We start from the raw sequence: 20,371 nt of genomic DNA on the forward strand, positions 1-20,371 counted from the left end.
TGGTCACAAGCATGGGCAGGAACAGGCGGTCAGAGTTAGAGTAACCGAACGATCGGTCGGGACAAGGGGGTCCGCCGCATCTGTGGACAACGTCGTGCGGGAGGATCGCGCACATGACAGCACTCGACCTCAGCAGCCCCGTGGCTGTCGTCGGCACCGGCACCATGGGCCAGGGCATAGCCCAGGTCGCGCTGGTCGCGGGCCATCCCGTGCGCCTGTACGACGCCGTGCCGGGGCGGGCCCGGGAGGCGGCCGCCGCGATCGGTGCCCGGCTGGACCGGCTCGTGGAGAAGGACCGGCTCACCGGCGCCGACCGGGATGCGGCCCGCGCCCGGCTCAGGGCCGCCGACAGCCTCGCCGGACTCGCCGACTGCTCCCTGGTCGTCGAGGCCGTCCTGGAACGCCTGGACGCCAAACAGGAACTGTTCCGCGAGCTGGAGGGCATCGTCGGCGACGACTGCCTGCTCGCCACCAACACCTCCTCCCTGTCGGTGACCGCCGTCGGCGGCGCGCTGCGCGCCCCGGGCCGCTTCGTGGGCCTGCACTTCTTCAACCCGGCCCCGCTGATGCCGCTGGTGGAGGTGGTCTCCGGGTTCGCCACCGACGTCACGTCGGCCACACGCGCGTACGAGACGGCCCGCGCCTGGGGCAAGACCCCCGTCGCCTGCGCCGACACCCCCGGCTTCATCGTCAACCGCATCGCGCGCCCCTTCTACGCCGAGGCCTTCGCCGTTCTGGAGTCCCAGGGCGCCGACCCGGCCACCATCGACGCGGTCCTGCGCGAGTCGGGCGGCTTCCGGATGGGCGCCTTCGAGCTGACCGACCTCATCGGGCAGGACGTCAACGAGTCCGTCACGCACTCGGTGTGGCAGTCCTTCTTCCAGGACGTCCGCTTCACGCCCTCGCTCGTCCAGCGGCGCCTGGTCGAGTCCGGGCGGCTGGGCCGCAAGAGCGGGCACGGCTGGTACGACTACGGCGAGGGCGCCGAGCGTCCCGAGCCGCACACCGCGGAACAGGAGGCGCCGCCCGCGTACGTGGTCGCCGAGGGCGGTCTCGGGCCCGCCTCGGACCTGCTCGCCCTGATCCGCGAGGCGGGCATCCAGGTGCGCGAGGAGGACGAGGACCACGGCACTCGCCTGGTGCTGCCGAGCGGCGGCCAGTTGGTCCTCGCCGACGGGCAGACCTCCGTGGAGTTCCGCGACGTCGTCTACTTCGACCTCGCCCTCGACTACCGCAAGGCCACGCGGATCGCCCTGTCCGCCTCCCAGGACACCTCCCCGCGGACCGTCGCCGAGGCCACCGGCCTGTTCCAGGCGCTGGGCAAGAAGGTCAGCGTCATCGGCGACGTCCCCGGCATGATCGTCGCGCGCACGGTGGCGCGGATCATCGACCTGGCGCACGACGCCGTCGCCAAGGGCGTGGCCACCGAGGAGGACATCGACACCGCGATGCGCCTGGGCGTCAACTACCCGCTCGGGCCCTTCGAGTGGAGCCGCCGGCTCGGAAGCACATGGGCCTGCTCCCTCATGGACAACCTGCATGAGTGCGACCCGTCCGGCCGCTACGCGCCGTCCCTCGCGCTCTACCGCCACGCGTACGCCACCGACAAGCGGGAGGGCACCTCATGACCACCGCCAGGCGCGACACGTACACCCCCGAGACGCTGCTGTCCGTCGCCGTGCGGGTCTTCAACGAGCGCGGCTACGACGGCACCTCCATGGAGCACCTGTCCAGGGCGGCCGGCATCTCCAAGTCGTCGATCTACCACCACGTCGCCGGCAAGGAGGAGCTGCTGCGCCGGGCGGTCAGCCGGGCGCTGGACGAGCTCTTCGGGATCCTCGACGAGGAGCACGCGCGCGTGGGGCGTGCCTCCGAGCGCCTGGAGTACGTGGTGCGGCGCATGGTCGAGGTGCTGATCACCGAGCTGCCGTACGTGACCCTGCTGCTGCGCGTGCGCGGCAACACCGCCACCGAGCGCTGGGCGCTGGAGCGGCGCCGCGAGTTCGACCACCGGGTGGCCGAGCTGCTGAGGGCGGCGGCCGCGGAGGGGGACGTGCGCGCCGACGTGGAGGTGCGCCTGGCGACCCGGCTCGTCTTCGGGATGATCAACTCGATCGTCGAGTGGTACCGGCCCGACGGGCGCGGCATGGGGGAACGCGAGGTGGCCGACGCGGTGGTGCGGCTGGTGTTCTCGGGACTGCGCAAGGACTGAGTTCACCCCTGCGGCTCCAGGTCCTCCTCCTCGAACACCAGCAGTGTGCGCGTGCTGAGTACCTCGGGGATCGCCTGGAGCCGGGTGAGCACCAGCTCGCGCAGCGCCCGGTTGTCCGGGGTGTGCACCAGCAGCAGGACGTCGAAGTCGCCGCCCACCAGCGCGATGTGGGAGGCGCCGGGCAGCTGTCTGAGCTGCTCGCGCACGGTGCGCCAGGTGTTCTGCACGATCTTCAGCGTGATGTACGCGGACGTGCCCTGCCCCGCGCGCTCGTGGTCGACGCGGGCGCCGAAGCCGCGGATGACGCCGTCCTCGACGAGCCGGTTGATCCGGGCGTAGGCGTTGGCGCGCGAGACGTGGACCCGTTCGGCGACCGACCGTATCGAGGCGCGGCCGTCCGTCTGCAGCATCCGCAGGATGTCCTGGTCGATGGCGTCCAGCGGGCGGGGCGGCAGAGCGGCGCCGTCCGGGTTCTCGGCCATTTGTTCAGACGCCATGTCCCCCCGCCTCTCCGCCGTGGACGTACTGCGTCCATCTCATGCTGTGGAGAACCGTTTGTCCACAGCCTGGGCCCGCCTGTAGCCAAAATGTGTCGGCGACCGAACAATCGGTAGGTGAGGCGGGTCGCAGCCGACACGCCTCCCGTAGCCGCTCCCACGAGGAGGAGGTGCCCGTCATGACGGTCATGGAGCAGCGGGGCGCGTACCGGCCATCGCCGCCGCCCGCCTGGCAGCCCCGTACCGACCCCGCGCCGCTGCTGCCCGACGCGGAGCCGTACCGCGTCCTGGGGACGGAGGCGGTCGCGAAGGCCGATCCGGAGCTGCTGCGCCGTCTGTACGCGCAGCTGGTGCTCGGCCGCCGCTACAACACCCAGGCCACCGCGCTCACCAAGCAGGGCCGGCTCGCCGTCTACCCCTCCAGCACCGGCCAGGAGGCCTGCGAGGTCGCCGCCGCGCTCTGTCTCGAGGAGCGCGACTGGCTCTTCCCCAGCTACCGCGACACGCTCGCCGCCGTGGCACGCGGCGTGGACCCCGTCGAGGCCCTCACGCTGCTGCGCGGTGACTGGCACACCGGCTACGACCCCTACGACCACCGTGTCGCCCCCCTGTCCACGCCGCTCGCCACCCAGCTCCCGCACGCCGTCGGCCTCGCCCACGCCGCCCGCCTCAAGGGCGACGACGTGGTGGCACTGGCCATGGTCGGCGACGGCGGCACCAGCGAGGGCGACTTCCACGAGGCGCTGAACTTCGCCGCCGTCTGGCAGGCGCCCGTCGTCTTCCTGGTGCAGAACAACGGCTTCGCGATCTCCGTCCCGCTGGCCAAGCAGACCGCGGCACCGTCCCTGGCCCACAAGGCCGTCGGGTACGGCATGCCGGGCCGCCTGGTCGACGGCAACGACGCCGCCGCCGTGCACGAGGTGCTCCGTGACGCCGTACGGCACGCGCGCGAGGGAGGCGGCCCGACCCTCGTCGAGGCGGTGACCTACCGCATCGACGCCCACACCAACGCCGACGACGCCACCCGCTACCGCGGCGACGCCGAGGTCGAGGCCTGGCGCGCGCACGACCCGATCCAGCTGCTTCAGCGGGAGCTGACCGAGCGCGGCCTGCTCGACGAGGACGGCATCGCGGCCGCCCGCGAGGACGCCGAGACGATGGCGGCGCGGCTGCGCGAGCGCATGAACCAGGACGCGCCGCTCGACCCCATGGACCTGTTCGCGCACGTGTACGCCGAGCCGACCCCGCAGCTGCGCGAGCAGCAGGCCCAGCTGTGCGCCGAGCTCCAGGCCGAGGCGGAGGAGGGTGCGGCCCGATGACCACCGTCGCGCTCAAGCCGGCCACCATGGCCCAGGCCCTCACGCGCGCGCTGCGCGACGCGATGGCCGCCGACCCCGCCGTGCACGTCATGGGTGAGGACGTCGGCACCCTCGGCGGTGTCTTCCGCATCACCGACGGCCTCGCCAAGGAGTTCGGCGACGACCGCTGCACGGACACCCCGCTGGCCGAGGCCGGCATCCTCGGCACCGCCGTCGGCATGGCCATGTACGGCCTGCGCCCGGTCGTCGAGATGCAGTTCGACGCCTTCGCCTACCCGGCGTTCGAGCAGCTCGCCAGCCATGTCGCGAAGATGCGCAACCGCACGCGCGGAAAGATGCCCCTGCCGATCACCATCCGCATCCCCTACGGCGGCGGCATCGGCGGCGTCGAGCACCACAGCGACTCCTCCGAGGCGTACTACACGGCGACTCCGGGGCTCCATGTCGTCACGCCCGCGACCGTCGCCGACGCCTACGGGCTGCTGCGCGCCGCCATCGCCTCCGACGACCCGGTCGTCTTCCTCGAGCCCAAGCGGCTCTACTGGTCGAAGGACTCCTGGAACCCCGACGACCCGCAGACCGTCGAACCGGTGGGCCGCGCGGTGGTGCGGCGCACCGGCAGAAGCGCCACGCTCATCACGTACGGCCCGTCCGTGCCCGTCTGCCTGGAAGCCGCCGAGGCGGCCCGGGGCGAGGGCTGGGACCTGGAAGTCGTCGACCTGCGCTCGCTGGTGCCGTTCGACGACGAGACGGTGTGCGCGTCGGTGCGGCGGACCGGGCGCGCGGTCGTCGTGCACGAGTCGGGCTCCTTCGGCGGCCCCGGCGGGGAGATCGCCGCCCGGGTCACGGAGCGCTGCTTCCACCACCTGGAGGCACCGGTGCTGCGCGTGGCCGGGTTCGACATCCCCTACCCGCCGCCGATGCTGGAGCGGCACCACCTGCCCGGCGTCGACCGGATCCTGGACGCCGTGGCGCGTCTGCAGTGGGAGGCCGAGAGCTGATGACACAGGTGCTGGAGTTCAAGCTCCCCGACCTCGGGGAGGGGCTCACCGAGGCGGAGATCGTCCGCTGGCTGGTCGAGGTGGGCGACGTGGTCGCCGTCGACCAGCCGGTCGTCGAGGTCGAGACGGCCAAGGCGATGGTCGAGGTGCCCTGCCCCTACGGCGGCGTGGTCACGGCCCGCTTCGGCGAGGAGGGCACGGAACTGCCCGTGGGAGCGCCCCTGTTGACGGTGGCGGTCGGGGAACCGGCCGCCGGTGGCGAGACCGAGGGCTCCGGCAACGTCCTGGTCGGCTACGGCACGGGGGCACCTCCGGCGCGCCGGCGCAGGGTGCGCCCGGCGCCGATGGCGCCGGCGGGAGCGCCGGCGGCACCGGCCGCCGGCGGGGCGTCGCGCGCGGCGGCCGTTCCGGCACCGGTCGCGGAGGCTGTCCCGGCTGCGGTTGCCGAGGGACCCGTCCCCGTGATCTCGCCGCTGGTGCGCCGGCTCGCGCGGGAGAACGGCGTGGACCTGCGGCAGCTGTCCGGCTCCGGGCCCGAGGGGCTGATCCTGCGCGCGGACGTCGAGGACGTGCTCCGGGCCAGCGCGGCACAGGACCGGATGGCTACGACGACGGCCCCGGCCGCGCCGGCCTCTGTGCCGGCTCCGAGCGCCCGCGTCCCGCTCAAGGGCGTCCGCGGCGCCGTCGCCGACAAGCTCTCCCGCAGCCGCCGCGAGATACCGGACGCGACCTGCTGGGTGGACGCCGACGCGACAGAGCTGATGCGGGCACGGGCCGCGATGAACGCGGCCGGGGGACATAAGATCTCCCTGCTCGCCCTGCTGGCCCGGATCTGCACCGCCGCGCTCGCCCGCTACCCGGAGCTCAACTCCACGGTCGACATGGAGGCCAGGGAGATCGTCCGGCTGGACGCCGTGCACCTCGGCTTCGCCGCGCAGACCGAGCGCGGGCTGGTCGTCCCCGTCGTACGGGACGCGCACGCGCGGGACGCCGAGTCGCTGACGGCCGAGTTCGCCCGGCTGACCGAGGCGGCCCGGGCCGGGACCCTCACGCCCGCGGAACTCACCGGCGGCACCTTCACGGTGAACAACTACGGCGTGTTCGGCGTCGACGGCTCCACACCGATCATCAACCACCCCGAGGCCGCCATGCTCGGCGTCGGCCGCATCGTCCCCAAGCCCTGGGTGCACGAGGGCGAGCTGGCGGTGCGGCAGGTCGTCCAGCTCTCGCTCACCTTCGACCATCGGGTGTGCGACGGCGGCACGGCGGGCGGTTTCCTGCGGTATGTGGCCGACTGCGTGGAACAGCCGGCGGTGCTGCTGCGCACGCTGTGAGTGCCAGGTCCCGCCCGCGTTCCCGGTGATCGCGGGCGGGACGCATACTCGGGGGGTGACCGCCTACGAGTCCCTCTCCTACGACGCCGTCGTGCTCGCCGGGGGAGCCGCCCGACGGCTCGGCGGCGCCGACAAGCCCGGCGTGCGCGTCGGCGGCCGTGCCCTGCTCGACCGCGTGCTCGCCGCCTGCGCCGACGCGCGCACGACCGTCGTGGTCGCCGATCCCCGCGCCACCGCGCGGCCCGTGCGCTGGGCACGCGAGGAACCACCCGGCGCAGGCCCGCTCGCCGCACTCGACACCGGGCTGCGCCACACCACGGCGGACCACGTCGTCGTACTCTCCGCCGACCTGCCGTTCCTCCAACCGGCCACGGTACGGCGGCTGCTGAGCGCCCTGCACGCCGGTGAGGCCGACGGCGCGCTGCTCACCGACGCCGATGGCCGCGACCAGCCGCTCGTGGCCGCCTACCGCGCACACGCGCTGCGCCGCGAACTGACGGCGCTCACCGAGGACCGCGCGGCACACGGCGCACAGGGCGCCCTCACCGGGCTGCCGCTGCGCCGGCTGACCGCCGCGCTCGACCTCGTCCGCGTCCCCGACCACGTCGCCTCCTTCGACTGCGACACCTGGGACGACATCGCCACCGCCAGGGCACGTATCAGGGAGCATGGGCACGTGTTGGATGAATGGATTTCCGCAGTCAAGGACGAGCTGGGCATCGACTTGGACGTCGACATCCGCGCACTGCTCGACCTCGCCCGCGAGGCCGCCCACGGCGTGGACCGGCCCGCGGCACCCCTGACCACCTTCCTCGTCGGTTACGCGGCCGCCCGGGGCAAGGGCGGTCCCGAGGCGGTCGCCGAGGCCGCCCGCAAGGCCGCTGCCCTCGCCCGGCGCTGGGCGGAGGAGAAAACCGAGGACACCGAGGACACCGAGGACACCGAGGACACCGCGGACACCGCCGGCACCCCCCGCACCGGCAGGCCCGACGTGGCTCCCGACGCCACGCCCGACACCCGCCCGGACGCCTGATGACCGTCCGTGGTGCGCAGGTCGGCGAGGACGCCGAGGATCTGGACGTCGAGGAGGCGCTCGCCCTCGTGAACGAAGGCAACGGCCACGCTCCCGGCAACGGCACCGCTCCGCGCCCCGCGCAGGCCCCGCACTCCCCGGAGGCCCGCCACCGGGCCGTCCCCTGGCCGCAGGCCCGCGATACCGCCGCCCGCGCGGTCCGTGCCGGTGCCCGCCGCACCCCCGTCCCGGCGCCCCTCGACGCCGCCCTGGGCCTGGTCCTGGCCGCGCCTCTGACCGCCCTCACGGACCTGCCCTCCTTCGACACCTCCGCCATGGACGGCTGGGCGGTCGCCGGTCCAGGCCCCTGGGACGTACGCGGCGAGGGCGTCCTGGCCGGGCACGGCGAGCCCGAGCCGCTGACCGACGGCGAGGCGGTGCGGATCGCGACCGGTGCCCGCGTCCCGCAGGACACCACCGCCGTGCTGCGCAGCGAGCACGGCCGCACGGACGCCAAGGGCAGACTGCACGCCACCAGCGAGGCCGGACACGGGAGGGACATCCGCCCGCGCGGGCAGGAGTGCCGCAGCGGAGACCAGTTGCTGCCCGTCGGCACCCTGGTGACCCCGGCCGTGCTCGGTCTCGCCGCGGCCGCCGGGTACGACACCCTCACCGTGGTCCCCCGCCCCCGTGCCGACGTCCTGATCCTCGGCGACGAACTGCTCACCGAGGGCCTGCCGCACGACGGCCGGATCCGGGACGCGCTCGGCCCGATGCTGCCGCCCTGGTTGCGGGCGCTGGGCGCCGAGGTCACCACCGTGCGCCGGATCGGCGACGACGCGAAGGCCCTGCACAGGGCGGTCACCCGGTCCGGGGCCGATGTGATCGTCACCACCGGCGGCACCGCCGCCGGACCGGTCGACCACGTCCACCCCACCCTGCGCCGTATCGGTGCCGAGCTGCTGGTGGACGGCGTCGAGGTGCGCCCCGGCCACCCCATGCTGCTGGCCCGCACCAAGGAGAACCAGCATCTCGTCGGTCTGCCCGGCAACCCGCTCGCGGCCGTCTCCGGCCTGCTGACGCTCGCCGAGCCCCTGTTGCGCACGCTGGCCGCGCGCCCGGCCCCGGAGCCGTACACGCTGCCACTGCGGGAGGCGGTGCACGGGCATCCGTACGACACCCGGCTCGTGCCGGTCGTGCTGCGCGGCGACCACGCCGTCCCGCTGCACTACAACGGTCCCGCGATGCTGCGCGGTGTCGCGGCGGCCGATGCCCTCGCCGTCGTACCACCGGGTGGCGCCCGGCCGGGTCAGGAGGCCGAGCTCCTCGATCTGCCCTGGGCCGCCGCCGGGATCGGGGTGTGTTTCACGTGAAACTTCCGGGCCATGACGCGATCGCCCGCCAGGCGGACGAACATCTCGTGACCCATCGGGTGAAGCTCCCGCGGAAACTGGTGGAGCGACCGATACGTCAAGTCGGCAAACGGCTGGCCCTCGCGCTGCTGGTGCTGTGCGTGACCATCGTGATCGTGTATGCCGATCGTGGCGGATACCGGGACAGCGGGAGGGACGCCCCGATGGACCTCATCACCGCGGCGTACTACGCGACGGTGACCCTCTCCACCACCGGATACGGCGACGTCACCCCCGTCAGCGACAGCGCTCGGCTCACCAACATCTTCGTCATCACGCCGCTGCGTGTGGTCTTCCTGATCATCCTGGTCGGCACCACGCTCGAAGTCCTCACCGAACGCACCCGTGAGGAATGGCGCCTGAATCGCTGGAGGTCCGCTTTGCGCGATCACACCATAGTCGTCGGATTCGGCACGAAGGGCAGGTCGGCCCTCCAGACCGTCTGTGCGGCCGGACTGAAGAAGCAGCAGGTCGTCGTGGTCGACCCCAGTTCCAAGGTGATCGACGCGGCCACGGCGGAGGGCTACGCGGGCGTGGTCGGAGACGCCACCCGCAGCGAGGTGCTCAAGCGGGCCGAGGTGCAGCGGGCGCGGCAGATCATCATCGCGACCCAGCGGGACGACACGGCCGTGCTGGTGGCACTGACGGCCCGGCAGCTCAACCGGGCGGCGAAGATCGTCGCGGCGGTGCGGGAGGAGGAGAACGCGCCGCTGCTCAAGCAGTCCGGGGCCGATGCCGTCGTCACCAGCGCGAGCGCCGCGGGGCGGCTGCTCGGGCTGTCCGTGCTCAGTCCGGCCGCGAGCATGGTCCTGGAGGACCTCATCCAGCAGGGCAGCGGTCTGGACATCGTCGAACGGCCCGTCATAAAGGCCGAGGTGGGCCAGGATCCGCGGGACATGGACGACCTGGTGGTGAGCGTCCTGCGCGGGCACCGGGTGCTGGGCTACGACGACCCGTCCGTACGGGAGCTGCAGTTGACCGACCGCCTGATCACCATCGTCCGGACCACGCCGGACACGAAGGTCACCCCGGACACACGGCCGCTTCCGCAGGACTGAGGACGGGTTCGGAACGAGGGAGGCAGTAGCGTCGGCCCCATGCATGCGATCACGATTCCCGAACCCGGTGGACCCGAGGCGTTGGTGTGGGACGAGGTGCCGGACCCGGTGCCCGGCGAGGGGGAGGTGCTGGTCGAGGTGGCGGCCAGTGCCGTCAACCGGGCCGACATCCTGCAGCGGCAGGGCTTCTACGACCCTCCGCCCGGCGCCTCCCGTTATCCCGGCCTGGAGTGCTCCGGGCGGATCGCCGCGCTCGGGCCCGGTGTGTCCGGCTGGGCCGTCGGCGACGAGGTGTGCGCGCTGCTCGCAGGCGGCGGCTACGCCGAGAAGGTCGCCGTTCCGGCCGGTCAGCTGCTGCCCGTTCCTGCGGGCGTCGACCTGAAGCAGGCCGCGGCGCTGCCCGAGGTGACCTGCACCGTCTGGTCCAACGTCTTCATGATCGCCCACTTGCGCCCCGGCGAGACGCTGCTCGCGCACGGCGGCTCCAGCGGCATCGGCACCATGGCGATCCAGCTCGCCCGGGCCGTCGGCGCCAAGGTCGCCGTCACCGCGGGCACCAAGGAGAAGCTCGAGCGCTGCGCCGAACTGGGCGCCGAGATCCTGATCAACTATCGCGAGCAGGACTTCGTCGAGGAGATCCGGCGGGCCACGGACGGGGCCGGCGCCGACGTGATCCTCGACAACATGGGCGCCAAGTACCTGGACCGCAACGTACGGGCCCTCGCCGTCAACGGCCGGCTCGCGATCATCGGCATGCAGGGCGGGGCCAAGGGCGAGCTGAACATCGGCGCCCTGCTCAGCAAGCGGGCCGCGATCAGCGCGACCTCGCTGCGCGCCCGCCCGCTCGACGAGAAGACGGCCATCGTCGCCGCCGTACGCGAACACGTCTGGCCGCTGCTCGCCGACGGCCACGTCCGGCCGGTCGTCGACCGGGAAGTGCCGATGAGCGACGCCGCGACCGCCCACCGGCTCGTGGAGGAGAGCGGCCACATCGGCAAGGTGCTCCTGGTGACGCCCTGACCTTCGTGGGCCCAGAGCCTGTCCGGCGGATCAAGTCGCGGGAAATCGGCGGTCGGCCGTCGGCCCGGGTGAGCGGGGGCGATGGGGGTTCCCCTGCTCCTCAAGAGCTTGGGGGAGCGTGCAGCCGCAAGGCGGAGGAGGGCGTCGACGCGATGGGGGTCTCCTGCTCGAGCGAAGCCGAGAGCTCGGGGGAGTCGGCAACCGACGACAACGCCGCTGGGGGTCCCCCTGCTCGAAGATCTTGGGGGAGTGCGTGCCGGACCCCGTGTCTGCGGCATGATCCGCCGGGCAGGCCCTAGTCCCGGCGCAGCCGGAGGGCGATGAACGCGAGCCCGAGGCCGAGGCCGATCAGGACCAGCCCGCTGCCCAGGGGCAGTATCCGCAGCATGGGCCCGGTCTCGGGACCGGGCCGCGGGACGGGCACGGGGGCAGGGCTGTCCGGGGGCCCGGACGTCACGGGGGCGGCCTGCTGCGGTGATGTGGAAGCGGGAGTCACCTCCGGGCTGCCGCTCGCGCTCCCGGGGTCCTTGCTGCCGTCGTCCTCCCCCGGTCCTGTCGTGTCGTCGCTCCCCGCCTTCGTCTCCCGCCGGTGCGGCCGCCCCGGCCGCCCCCGTCCCACACCCGGCCGGCTCCCGTGCCGCGGAGGGCCGGCGGAGGGCGAGGCCGGGACCGAGGCCGAGTGCCCGTGGGACGACGCGGTGGCGTCCGAGGGCGTGGACACCGCGTCGTACGCCGCGGCGGAACCGCCGGACAGGATGGCCGCTCCCAGCACGATCAGCAGCCCCGTCGCGCGCAGCAGAACGCGCAGCCATGGAGTCACGCAACAACACTCACATCACTGGCCCAATCCGGCATTCCGTGATCGGCCGCCGGGGCGAACCCACTGCACAATCCGTTTATGTCGATACATCACGGGCTGCTGGCGCTCCTGGAGGACGGCCCCCGTCACGGCTCCCGGCTGCGCACCGAGTTCGCGGCACGCACGGGGTCGGCCCGGCCGCCGGGCATCGGCCGGGTCTGCGCCGCGCTCGGCCGTCTGGAACGCGACGGCATGGTCGCCCATGAGGGCGTGGACGAGGCCGGCCGGGTGCTGTACGCGCTGACGGAGGCGGGCCGCGCCGAGCTGCGGGCCTGGTACGCACGGCCGGTGGAGCGGGCCGGCCCGCCGCGCGACGAGCTGGCGATCAAGCTGGTGCTGGCGGTGGGGACGCCCGGCGTCGACGTGCGGCAGATCCTCGAGGCGCAGCGCCGGCGCGTCTCCGAGACGCTGCACGACTACGTGCGGCAGCGGGCCGAAGCGCTGTCGCACCATCCCGAAAGCCCCGACGAAGTGGCCCGCCTGCTGCTTCTGGAGCAGCAGGTCTGTCACGCCGAGGCGGAGGCCCGCTGGCTGGACCACTGCGAGGCCCGTCTGCTGCGCCTGGACCTTCAAAGGGACGCACGGGCGGAGAAGTGACGTGGTGGATCACCCCGTGCGGGGGGCACCACGAAAGGGGACGCACGGGTGCGAGAGAATGGCGGCATGGAGATGCCGAGGAACGAACGGTCGCCGGAGAATCCGCAGATCCTGGTCGTGGGCCAGGACGGCATGGCGCTCGGCGGTGGTGGGGGCGACGACTCCCGCGAGACCCCGGTGACGGAACAGGTGGAGCAGCCCGCGAAGGTCATGCGGATCGGCAGCATGATCAAGCAGCTCCTCGAAGAGGTGCGCGCGGCCCCTCTGGACGAGGCGAGCCGGAACCGGCTGAAGGAGATCCACGCCAGCTCGGTCAAGGAGCTGGAGGACGGCCTGGCGCCGGAGCTCGTGGAGGAGCTGGAGCGGCTCTCCCTGCCGTTCACCGACGAGGGAACCCCCAGCGACGCCGAGCTGCGGATCGCCCAGGCGCAGCTGGTGGGCTGGCTGGAGGGCCTCTTCCACGGCATCCAGACGACCCTGTTCGCCCAGCAGATGGCCGCTCGCGCCCAGCTGGAGCAGATGCGCCGCGCCCTTCCCCCGGGCCTCGGCCACGACGGCGGCGACGACCCTCGCACGGGAGGCCGTCAGGGCGGGCCGTACCTCTGAGGTCCTGAAGTCGTCCCATGTCCCAGTCGTGGGGCCCGGCGGTATCCTGCCGGGCCCTTTCTCATGACTGCTTTTCAGGACTGCGGGTTGCCGGTCGAGACGTCGAGTTGGATCTCCGGCGCGTTCTTCGGGTCGATGTCCGTGCCGGCTGCGGGGAACTGGTTGATGACCGTGTCCTTGCCGAACGTGTTCTCGTCGAAGTCGTTCTTCTTCAGTTTCCAGCGCGCGGCCTGGAGACACTCCTTGACCGAATCGAGGTTCTTGTACCGGAAGTCCGGGACCCGGACCTTGCCCGGGTCGTCGTACGACTTCCGCGGCTCCTTGCACTCGTTCACGTCGATCGTCTTCGACTTGTCCGGCCCGCGGTGGCCCTCGACCACCGACGGGGGCGCGGTCGTGGTGCTGTCGCCGCCCCCTGCGCCGTTGCCGTCGCCGTTGCTCTGGGCCAGCGCGGCGATCAGGCCGACGACCGCGATGACGGCGACGGCGACCGACCCGATGATCACCGGCTTGTTGCTCCTGCCGCCGCCCGGTCCGGGCGTGTGCTGGAGCGGGACGGTGTACGGCGGCGGGGTCGGAGCCTGCGCCGGCTGGGCGTACGGCGACGCGGCGGGCGTCTGGTAGCCGGCCTGCTGCGGGTAGCCGTACCCCTGGGGCGGGATGCCGGTGCTGTACGGGTTGGGCGCCGGGGTCGGCTGGTAGGGCGTCTGCACGTTGCCCGCGGAGGCGGGGGTGGCCTGGTCGACGGGCGGGAAGACGGCGGAGCCGACGCCCGCGCCGCTCGATGTCCGGGCACCGGGGACGATGCTGGGCGGGGCCGCCTGGAAGGAGGCCGCCACACGCAGGCACTCGTCGCGCATGGACTCGGCGTTCGGGAAGCGCTCGTTGGGGTTCTTCCGCAGCGCGCGGGCGACCAGCGCGTCCACCGCCGGGGGCAGCGAGCGGTTGACCGAGGAGGGCGCGACCGGCTCCTCCTGCACATGTGCGTAGGCGATGGCGAGCGGCGAGTCCGCGTCGAACGGCAGCCGTCCGGTGACCAGTTGGAACAGCATGATGCCGACCGAGTACAGGTCGGAGCGGGCGTCCACGCCCCGGCCGAGGGCCTGCTCCGGCGACAGGTACTGCGGGGTGCCCACGACCATGCCGGTCTGGGTCATCGAGGTCACGCCGGACTGCATGGCGCGGGCGATGCCGAAGTCCATGACCTTGACCACACCGCGCTTGGTCATCATCACGTTGCCCGGCTTGATGTCGCGGTGGACCAGGCCCATCTCGTGGCTGATCTCCAGCGCGGCGAGCACGTCCGCGGTGATCTTCAGGGCCTTGTCGGCGGGCATCGCGCCCTGTCGCCGGATGTCCTCCTCCAGCATCGAGCCCAGGGGGCGGCCCTCGACGTACTCCATGACGATGTACGGCATCGGCGTGCCGTTCCCCGCGGCGGAGCCGCTGATGGACGGCGTGTCCTCGCCGGTGTCGAACACCGAGACGATGTTCGTGTGCGTGAGTTTCGCCACTGCCTGGGCCTCGCGGCGGAACCGCTCGCGGAAGGCCGGCTCCCGGCCCAGCTCGGTGTGGAGTGTCTTGATGGCGACCTGACGGTCGAGCACGGAGTCGTAGGCGAGGTGCACCGAGGCCATGCCGCCCTCGCCGAGCAGGTCGCGCAGCTGGTAGCGGCCGCCGGCCAGTGCCAGCCCCGCGTAGCGGCCGTGTGCGCCGTCCTGGCTCATGTTTCCGTGTCCCCCGCTGGGCCGTCGGGCGCCCTCGTTGATCGAATGAGTCATTCCCGGCCAAGTCTGCCCCAGGGCACCGACACGTCAAGCTCGGTGCCCGTTCCGTGACCGTAAGCGAAGGAACCGTCGCGGAAGCGTTACAGCAGGCGTACGGCCGGTACACGGAATTTGCACGGCGGTACCCGCGCGGGGTTTCATGGCCGGTCCGTCTCGGGCCGGTTTCCGCAGCGGCCGCCACCACGATCCTGGACCGGCGGCTTGCGCGGAGCCTGTAGCGTGGCCGACGGAGACCGTGACAACACCGCGCGCACCGCGGGCAGAAACGACGGCGAGGACTGATGGCACAGCAGCAGCGCGCCCAGGGCCCGTCCGACCCCGAGGCGACTGGCGGCGGTATGTCGGACGCGCCGGAGATGTGGGGCAACGGCGGCCTGGTCGGCGACGGCCGGTACCGGCTGACGCACAGACTCGGCCGGGGCGGCATGGCCGAGGTGTTCGCCGCCGAGGACGTGCGTCTGGGACGCACCGTCGCGGTCAAGCTGCTCCGTGCCGACCTGGCCGAGGACCCCGTCTCCAAGGCCCGCTTCACCCGCGAGGCCCAGTCGGTGGCCGGGCTCAACCACCACGCGATCGTCGCCGTGTACGACTCCGGCGAGGACCAGGTGGGCGGCCAGGCCGTGCCGTACATCGTGATGGAGCTGGTCGAGGGCCGCACCATCCGCGACCTGCTGCTCACCGCCGAGGCACCCGGCCCGGAGCAGGCGCTGATCATCGTCTCGGGTGTCCTGGAGGCGCTGGCCTATTCGCACCAGCACCACATCGTGCACCGCGACATCAAGCCCGCCAACGTCATCATCACCGACAACGGCGCCGTGAAGGTGATGGACTTCGGCATCGCCCGCGCCCTGCACGGTGCGTCCACGACGATGACGCAGACCGGCATGGTCATGGGCACCCCGCAGTACCTCTCCCCGGAGCAGGCCCTCGGCAAGGCCGTCGACCACCGCTCCGACCTGTACGCGACGGGCTGTCTGCTGTACGAACTGCTCGCGCTGCGGCCCCCGTTCACCGGTGAGACCCCGCTGTCGGTGGTCTACCAGCACGTCCAGGACATGCCGGTGCCTCCGTCCCAGGTCGCCGACGGCACCTGCCCGCCGGAGCTCGACGGCCTGGTCATGCGTTCGCTGGCCAAAGAGCCCGACGACCGTTTCCAGACGGCCGAGGAGATGCGCGGCCTGATCCAGTACGGGCTGCAGATGCTGTACGACCAGGGCGGCCACACCGGCACCTGGAACACCGGCCCGGTGGAGATGCACGACGGCCGGCACGCTCCGGCGGCGGGCTTCGCCGGTACGACCGTGATGCCGCACGCCGGCGACCCCGGCTCGGGCACCACGCAGATCCCGCAGCCGATGCTGCCCGCCGGGTACGGCAACCGCGACGACGGCGGCTTCGAGGGGTACGGCAACAGGGGCGGTGGCCGCGGCAAGCTGTGGATCCTCGCCGTGCTCGCGGTGATCGCCGTCGCGGCGGGCGTGGCGCTGGCGCTGAACAAGACCGGCGACACCGGCACCGGCGGCGGCACCGGCACCACCCAGTCGCCCACGAGTACGCCGTCCACGGACGACCGGGAGCCGAGCGCCACTCCGAGCGACACCTCGAACGACCAGCCGTCGGACACGTCCACGGGCCGGGGCAACGGCTCGGGCAGGGGCAACTGGAACTACACGCCGTCCTACCGGCCGTCGTACACCCCGTCCGAGCCGTCCGGCGGCCAGCCCTCCCGTCAACCGTCCGACCCGCAGCCCACCGACACCCCGTCCGAGCCGGTGACCCCGCCGCCGCCCCAGGACACGGGAAGCGGCCCGACCGACGGGGCGGGTGACAACGGCGGCGACAGCAGCGGTACGTCCCAGGGAGGGGCGGGGAACCCGGGGAACGGCTGACTCCTCCCCGGGCCGCTCACTCCGCGAACGCCCCGCACACCGCGCCGTACTCCCGTGTCCACCACACCGCGAGCGCCGAGGCGGCCGGGAACTGGGGGTCCGCGCGCGTGTCGCCGCGCTCGTAGTGCCAGCGCAGCATCCAGAAGTCGTTCAGGCGCTCCCACCACACGCGGTGCACGGCCGCCGCGAGTTCCGAGGGCGTGACGCCGGCCGCGCGGCGGTACGCGCGTGCGTACGCCCTGACCTTCGGCAGGTCCAGGGTGCCGGCGGGCCGGACGAAGAAGATCGCGGCGGCGCGTACCGCCTCCTCCGCGCGCGGCTGCACGCCGAGCCGGTCCCAGTCGACGATCGCGGCGGGAGCGTCCCCCTTGTAGAGCAGGTTGTACGGATGGAAGTCGCCGTGCACCCAGCCGACCGGGCCGCCGGGCGGGGGACGCCGGTCGGCGTGCCGTTCCAGGAGCGCCCGGCGTTCCAGGAGCCGGTGCCGGGCCAGTTCGTCGAAGGCGTCCGCGGGGCGGTGGCGGCGGACGTGGGCGAGCAGGTCGTCGATCAGCGTGAAGGTGTCGGCGGGATCGGCGCTCTCCACGGGGTGGGGGCTCGCGGCGGGGCGGGTACGCCCCTTGGGTGGCATCACGCGCTCCAGACAGGCGTGCACGGCCCCCAGCAGCACCCCCAGGCGGGCGCACTGCCCCGTGGTGAGCTGGCCGCCGTGGCGGTGCCGGCCGTCGATCCAGGGGTGCAGGGCGTAGGCGTGGCCGCCGACGACGGCGACCGTGCGCCCGTCGCGGCCGGCCAGCGGCGGCGCCACCGGGACGCCGAGGTCGGCCAGGCGCTGGGTGGCCCGGTGCTGGCGGGCGATGGCGGCCGGGTCGGCGGTGTCCGGATCGAAGTGGTGCTTGAGGAAGTAGCGGCCGCGGGTGGTGCACAGCCGGTAGCCGCGGTTGAGCAGGCCCTGGTCGACCGGCTCGCAGGTGAGGGCGGAACCGGCGGCGTACTGGCGCAGCAAGGCGCTCAGAGGGGGCGCGTGGGGCATGGGGGGTGGTACACAAGGGCGCGGCACGCGCCAGATGCTAGGGCACCGGAGGAGGCTGTGAGCTGGGCGTTATCACAGAAAGTCATCGGTAGTCGCTTTCGGTCACATCAGGTCGCGGTGCCGCTCTTTCCCCGCGCCGCTCGCCGACGCGCCCGTCACCCGGCGGTGTCCTCCATCCAGAGCAGTTCCGGCCACTCGTCAACCCTTCCCGACTCAGGGGTGACCGGGATAACGTGCCGGTGTTCCGGCCCCTCTGCACGGCTGTGACCAGCGGCTGCCCCCGACGCCCGGCGCGGTACTTGGACGTCCAAGCGAAAATACTTGGAAGCCCAAGGAAACGCGCAGGTCAGAGGGGGTTTCCCAGAAATGTGGAGCACTGGGTAACGTGACTGCTGCAGGGCGCTCGCCGGGGCACCTGTCACGCCTGTTCCCGGCCGAGTGGCACCCACCCCGTGCCCCGTGGTCCGGAACAGGTGAGCCGCACTGGCCTACCGGCAACCCCGGGGGCCGGACCGACGGAGGAGCACACGTGACCGTGGAGAGCACTGCCGCGCGCACACCGCGACGCAGCGCCGGAAGCAAGGCCGGTTCGACCGGTACGAAAGCCGCCGGCACCAGGGGCCGCGCCGGCGCCAAGAAGGGCGCCGACCCCGAACTCGTGCAGTTGCTGACGCCCGAGGGCAAGCGCGTCAAGAACGCCGAGTACGACAAGTACGTCGCCGGCATCACCGCCGAAGAGCTCCGCGGTCTGTACCGCGACATGGTGCTCACCCGTCGCTTCGACGCCGAGGCCACCTCCCTGCAGCGCCAGGGCGAACTGGGCCTGTGGGCCTCGCTGCTCGGCCAGGAGGCCGCCCAGATCGGCTCCGGCCGGGCGCTGCGCGACGACGACTACGTCTTCCCGACCTACCGCGAGCACGGCGTCGCCTGGTGCCGCGGGGTCGACCCCACCAACCTGCTCGGCATGTTCCGGGGGGTGAACAACGGCGGCTGGGACCCGAACAGCAACAACTTCCACCTCTACACGATCGTCATCGGCTCCCAGACCCTGCACGCCACCGGCTACGCGATGGGCATCGCCAAGGACGGCGCCGACTCCGCGGTCATCGCCTACTTCGGCGACGGCGCCTCCAGCCAGGGCGACGTGGCCGAGTCCTTCACCTTCTCCGCGGTCTACAACGCCCCCGTGGTGTTCTTCTGCCAGAACAACCAGTGGGCGATCTCCGAGCCGACCGAGAAGCAGACCCGTGTGCCGCTCTACCAGCGTGCACGGGGCTTCGGCTTCCCCGGCGTCCGCGTCGACGGCAACGACGTGCTGGCCTGCCTCGCGGTCACCGAGTGGGCGCTGGAGCGTGCCCGCAGCGGCGAGGGCCCCACCCTGGTCGAGGCGTACACCTACCGCATGGGCGCCCACACCACCTCCGACGACCCCACCCGCTACCGGGGCGACGAGGAACGCCTGGCCTGGGAGGCGAAGGACCCGATCCTGCGCCTTCGCCGCCACCTGGAGTCCGCAAACCACGCGGACGAGGGATTCTTCGCGGAACTCGAGGCCGAGAGCGAAGCGTTGGGCAAGCGAGTGCGCGAAGCGGTCCGTGCGATGCCCGACCCGGACCACTTCGCCATCTTCGAGAACGTGTACGCGGACGGGCACGCGCTCGTCGACGAGGAGCGCGCCCAGTTCGCCGCCTACCAGGCGTCGTTCGCGGACGCAGAGGGGGTCTGAGCATGGCAGCGGAGGCTGTGACATTGAAGAACATGGCCCTGGCCAAGGCGATCAACGAGTCGCTGCGCCGTGCCCTGGAGTCCGACCCCAAGGTCCTGGTCATGGGCGAGGACGTCGGCAAGCTCGGTGGCGTGTTCCGGGTGACGGACGGTCTGCAGAAGGACTTCGGCGAGAGCCGGGTCATCGACACGCCGCTCGCCGAGTCCGGCATCGTCGGCACCGCGATCGGTCTCGCCCTGCGCGGCTACCGCCCGGTGGTCGAGATCCAGTTCGACGGCTTCGTCTTCCCGGCGTACGACCAGATCGTCACGCAGCTGGCGAAGATGCACGCGCGCTCGCTGGGCAAGGTCAAGCTCCCGGTCGTCGTCCGCATCCCCTACGGCGGCGGCATCGGCGCGGTCGAGCACCACTCGGAGTCGCCGGAGGCGCTGTTCGCGCATGTGGCGGGCCTGAAGGTCGTCTCCCCCTCCAACGCGTCGGACGCGTACTGGATGCTGCAGCAGGCCATCCAGAGCGACGACCCGGTGATCTACTTCGAGCCCAAGCGGCGCTACTGGGACAAGGGCGAGGTCAGCACGGAGGCCATCCCGAGCCCGCTGCACAAGGCACGGGTCGTCCGCGAGGGCACGGACCTGACCCTGGCGGCCTACGGCCCGATGGTGAAGCTCTGTCAGGAGGTCGCCGCCGCGGCCGCCGAGGAGGGCAAGTCCCTGGAGGTCCTGGACCTGCGCTCGGTGTCCCCGCTGGACTTCGACTCGATCCAGGCGTCGGTGGAGAAGACCCGCCGCCTGGTGGTCGTCCACGAGGCACCGGTGTTCCTCGGCTCCGGCGCGGAGATCGCCGCCCGGATCACCGAGCGCTGCTTCTACCACCTGGAGGCTCCGGTGCTGCGGGTCGGCGGCTATCACGCGCCGTACCCGCCGGCCCGCCTGGAGGAGACGTATCTGCCGGACCTGGACCGCGTGCTCGACGCCGTCGACCGCTCGCTGGCGTACTGAGGGAGAGGTTC

Annotated in this window: 18 protein-coding genes; 14 read left to right on the forward strand and 4 right to left on the reverse strand. The window is 72.5% G+C overall.

Features of this window, described 5'->3' with window-relative positions; all coding sequences use genetic code 11:
* Nucleotides 1–113: 113 nt before the first annotated feature.
* Together ACX25U_RS17930 and ACX25U_RS17935 are read left to right on the forward strand one after the other, a co-directional pair.
* A complete protein-coding gene (locus tag ACX25U_RS17930; RefSeq protein WP_454393285.1) occupies nucleotides 114–1,628 on the forward strand; it encodes a 3-hydroxyacyl-CoA dehydrogenase in 1,515 nt (504 codons plus the stop codon).
* Nucleotides 1,625–2,212, forward strand: coding sequence for a TetR/AcrR family transcriptional regulator (locus ACX25U_RS17935; RefSeq protein ID WP_454393287.1), 588 nt, complete (start codon nucleotides 1,625–1,627; stop codon nucleotides 2,210–2,212). The genes ACX25U_RS17930 and ACX25U_RS17935 overlap by 4 nt, the downstream gene beginning before the upstream one ends.
* 2 nt (nucleotides 2,213–2,214) lie before the next feature.
* Here the strand turns inward: ACX25U_RS17935 and ACX25U_RS17940 are convergent, their stop codons facing one another.
* Nucleotides 2,215–2,694 carry an Lrp/AsnC family transcriptional regulator gene (locus ACX25U_RS17940; protein WP_454394344.1) on the reverse strand — a complete coding sequence of 160 codons (480 nt, stop codon included), beginning with the start codon at nucleotides 2,692–2,694 and terminating at the stop codon, nucleotides 2,215–2,217.
* A gap of 194 nt (nucleotides 2,695–2,888) precedes the next feature.
* Here ACX25U_RS17940 and pdhA (ACX25U_RS17945) point away from each other — a divergent pair, with 194 nt between their 5' ends.
* From pdhA (ACX25U_RS17945) to ACX25U_RS17975, 7 genes are read left to right on the forward strand one after another with little or no spacing between them, the layout of a single operon-like run.
* On the forward strand, nucleotides 2,889–4,028 hold the full coding sequence (gene pdhA, locus ACX25U_RS17945; protein WP_454393289.1) for a pyruvate dehydrogenase (acetyl-transferring) E1 component subunit alpha: 1,140 nt from the start codon (nucleotides 2,889–2,891) through the stop codon (nucleotides 4,026–4,028).
* Nucleotides 4,025–5,029: an alpha-ketoacid dehydrogenase subunit beta gene (locus ACX25U_RS17950; protein WP_454393290.1), complete on the forward strand. Its 1,005-nt coding sequence runs from the start codon at nucleotides 4,025–4,027 to the stop codon at nucleotides 5,027–5,029. Before pdhA (ACX25U_RS17945) ends, ACX25U_RS17950 begins: the two co-directional genes overlap by 4 nt.
* On the forward strand, nucleotides 5,029–6,363 hold the full coding sequence (locus ACX25U_RS17955; RefSeq protein WP_454393292.1) for a dihydrolipoamide acetyltransferase family protein: 1,335 nt from the start codon (nucleotides 5,029–5,031) through the stop codon (nucleotides 6,361–6,363). Before ACX25U_RS17950 ends, ACX25U_RS17955 begins: the two co-directional genes overlap by 1 nt.
* A gap of 55 nt (nucleotides 6,364–6,418) precedes the next feature.
* Nucleotides 6,419–7,396 (forward strand): NTP transferase domain-containing protein, encoded by a 978-nt coding sequence (locus ACX25U_RS17960; protein WP_454393294.1) that lies wholly within the window; start codon nucleotides 6,419–6,421, stop codon nucleotides 7,394–7,396.
* Nucleotides 7,396–8,748, forward strand: coding sequence for a molybdopterin molybdotransferase MoeA (locus tag ACX25U_RS17965; RefSeq protein ID WP_454393296.1), 1,353 nt, complete (start codon nucleotides 7,396–7,398; stop codon nucleotides 8,746–8,748). Before ACX25U_RS17960 ends, ACX25U_RS17965 begins: the two co-directional genes overlap by 1 nt.
* Nucleotides 8,745–9,845 carry a potassium channel family protein gene (locus tag ACX25U_RS17970; RefSeq protein WP_454393297.1) on the forward strand — a complete coding sequence of 367 codons (1,101 nt, stop codon included), beginning with the start codon at nucleotides 8,745–8,747 and terminating at the stop codon, nucleotides 9,843–9,845. The genes ACX25U_RS17965 and ACX25U_RS17970 overlap by 4 nt, the downstream gene beginning before the upstream one ends.
* Nucleotides 9,846–9,884: 39 nt before the next feature.
* The gene (locus tag ACX25U_RS17975) at nucleotides 9,885–10,865 is read left to right on the forward strand and encodes an NAD(P)H-quinone oxidoreductase (RefSeq protein ID WP_454393299.1); all 981 of its coding nucleotides are present in this window, start codon (nucleotides 9,885–9,887) and stop codon (nucleotides 10,863–10,865) included.
* A gap of 295 nt (nucleotides 10,866–11,160) precedes the next feature.
* Here ACX25U_RS17975 and ACX25U_RS17980 read toward each other — a convergent pair whose 3' ends face one another.
* Nucleotides 11,161–11,685: a hypothetical protein gene (locus ACX25U_RS17980; protein ID WP_454393301.1), complete on the reverse strand. Its 525-nt coding sequence runs from the start codon at nucleotides 11,683–11,685 to the stop codon at nucleotides 11,161–11,163.
* Nucleotides 11,686–11,763: 78 nt separating this feature from the next.
* Here ACX25U_RS17980 and ACX25U_RS17985 point away from each other — a divergent pair, with 78 nt between their 5' ends.
* Nucleotides 11,764–12,321: a PadR family transcriptional regulator gene (locus ACX25U_RS17985; RefSeq protein ID WP_454393303.1), complete on the forward strand. Its 558-nt coding sequence runs from the start codon at nucleotides 11,764–11,766 to the stop codon at nucleotides 12,319–12,321.
* A gap of 66 nt (nucleotides 12,322–12,387) precedes the next feature.
* Entirely contained in the window at nucleotides 12,388–12,927 is a 540-nt protein-coding gene (locus tag ACX25U_RS17990; RefSeq protein WP_454393305.1) for a bacterial proteasome activator family protein, read from the forward strand.
* Nucleotides 12,928–13,001: 74 nt separating this feature from the next.
* Here the strand turns inward: ACX25U_RS17990 and ACX25U_RS17995 are convergent, their stop codons facing one another.
* The gene (locus tag ACX25U_RS17995; protein ID WP_454393307.1) at nucleotides 13,002–14,654 is read right to left on the reverse strand and encodes a protein kinase domain-containing protein; all 1,653 of its coding nucleotides are present in this window, start codon (nucleotides 14,652–14,654) and stop codon (nucleotides 13,002–13,004) included.
* Nucleotides 14,655–14,995: 341 nt separating this feature from the next.
* Here ACX25U_RS17995 and ACX25U_RS18000 point away from each other — a divergent pair, with 341 nt between their 5' ends.
* On the forward strand, nucleotides 14,996–16,603 hold the full coding sequence (locus ACX25U_RS18000; protein WP_454393309.1) for a protein kinase domain-containing protein: 1,608 nt from the start codon (nucleotides 14,996–14,998) through the stop codon (nucleotides 16,601–16,603).
* 16 nt (nucleotides 16,604–16,619) lie between these two features.
* Here the strand turns inward: ACX25U_RS18000 and ACX25U_RS18005 are convergent, their stop codons facing one another.
* Nucleotides 16,620–17,636, reverse strand: a complete 1,017-nt coding sequence (locus ACX25U_RS18005; protein ID WP_454393310.1) for a phosphotransferase — start codon at nucleotides 17,634–17,636, stop codon at nucleotides 16,620–16,622.
* A 529-nt stretch (nucleotides 17,637–18,165) separates the two neighbouring features.
* Here ACX25U_RS18005 and pdhA (ACX25U_RS18010) point away from each other — a divergent pair.
* Together pdhA (ACX25U_RS18010) and ACX25U_RS18015 are read left to right on the forward strand one after the other, a co-directional pair.
* Nucleotides 18,166–19,362, forward strand: a complete 1,197-nt coding sequence (gene pdhA / locus ACX25U_RS18010) for a pyruvate dehydrogenase (acetyl-transferring) E1 component subunit alpha (RefSeq protein WP_454393312.1) — start codon at nucleotides 18,166–18,168, stop codon at nucleotides 19,360–19,362.
* A 32-nt stretch (nucleotides 19,363–19,394) separates the two neighbouring features.
* Nucleotides 19,395–20,360, forward strand: a complete 966-nt coding sequence (locus ACX25U_RS18015; RefSeq protein ID WP_454394346.1) for an alpha-ketoacid dehydrogenase subunit beta — start codon at nucleotides 19,395–19,397, stop codon at nucleotides 20,358–20,360.
* Nucleotides 20,361–20,371: the final 11 nt, after the last annotated feature.

Source organism: Streptomyces sp. JNUCC 63 (genome assembly GCF_054366325.1).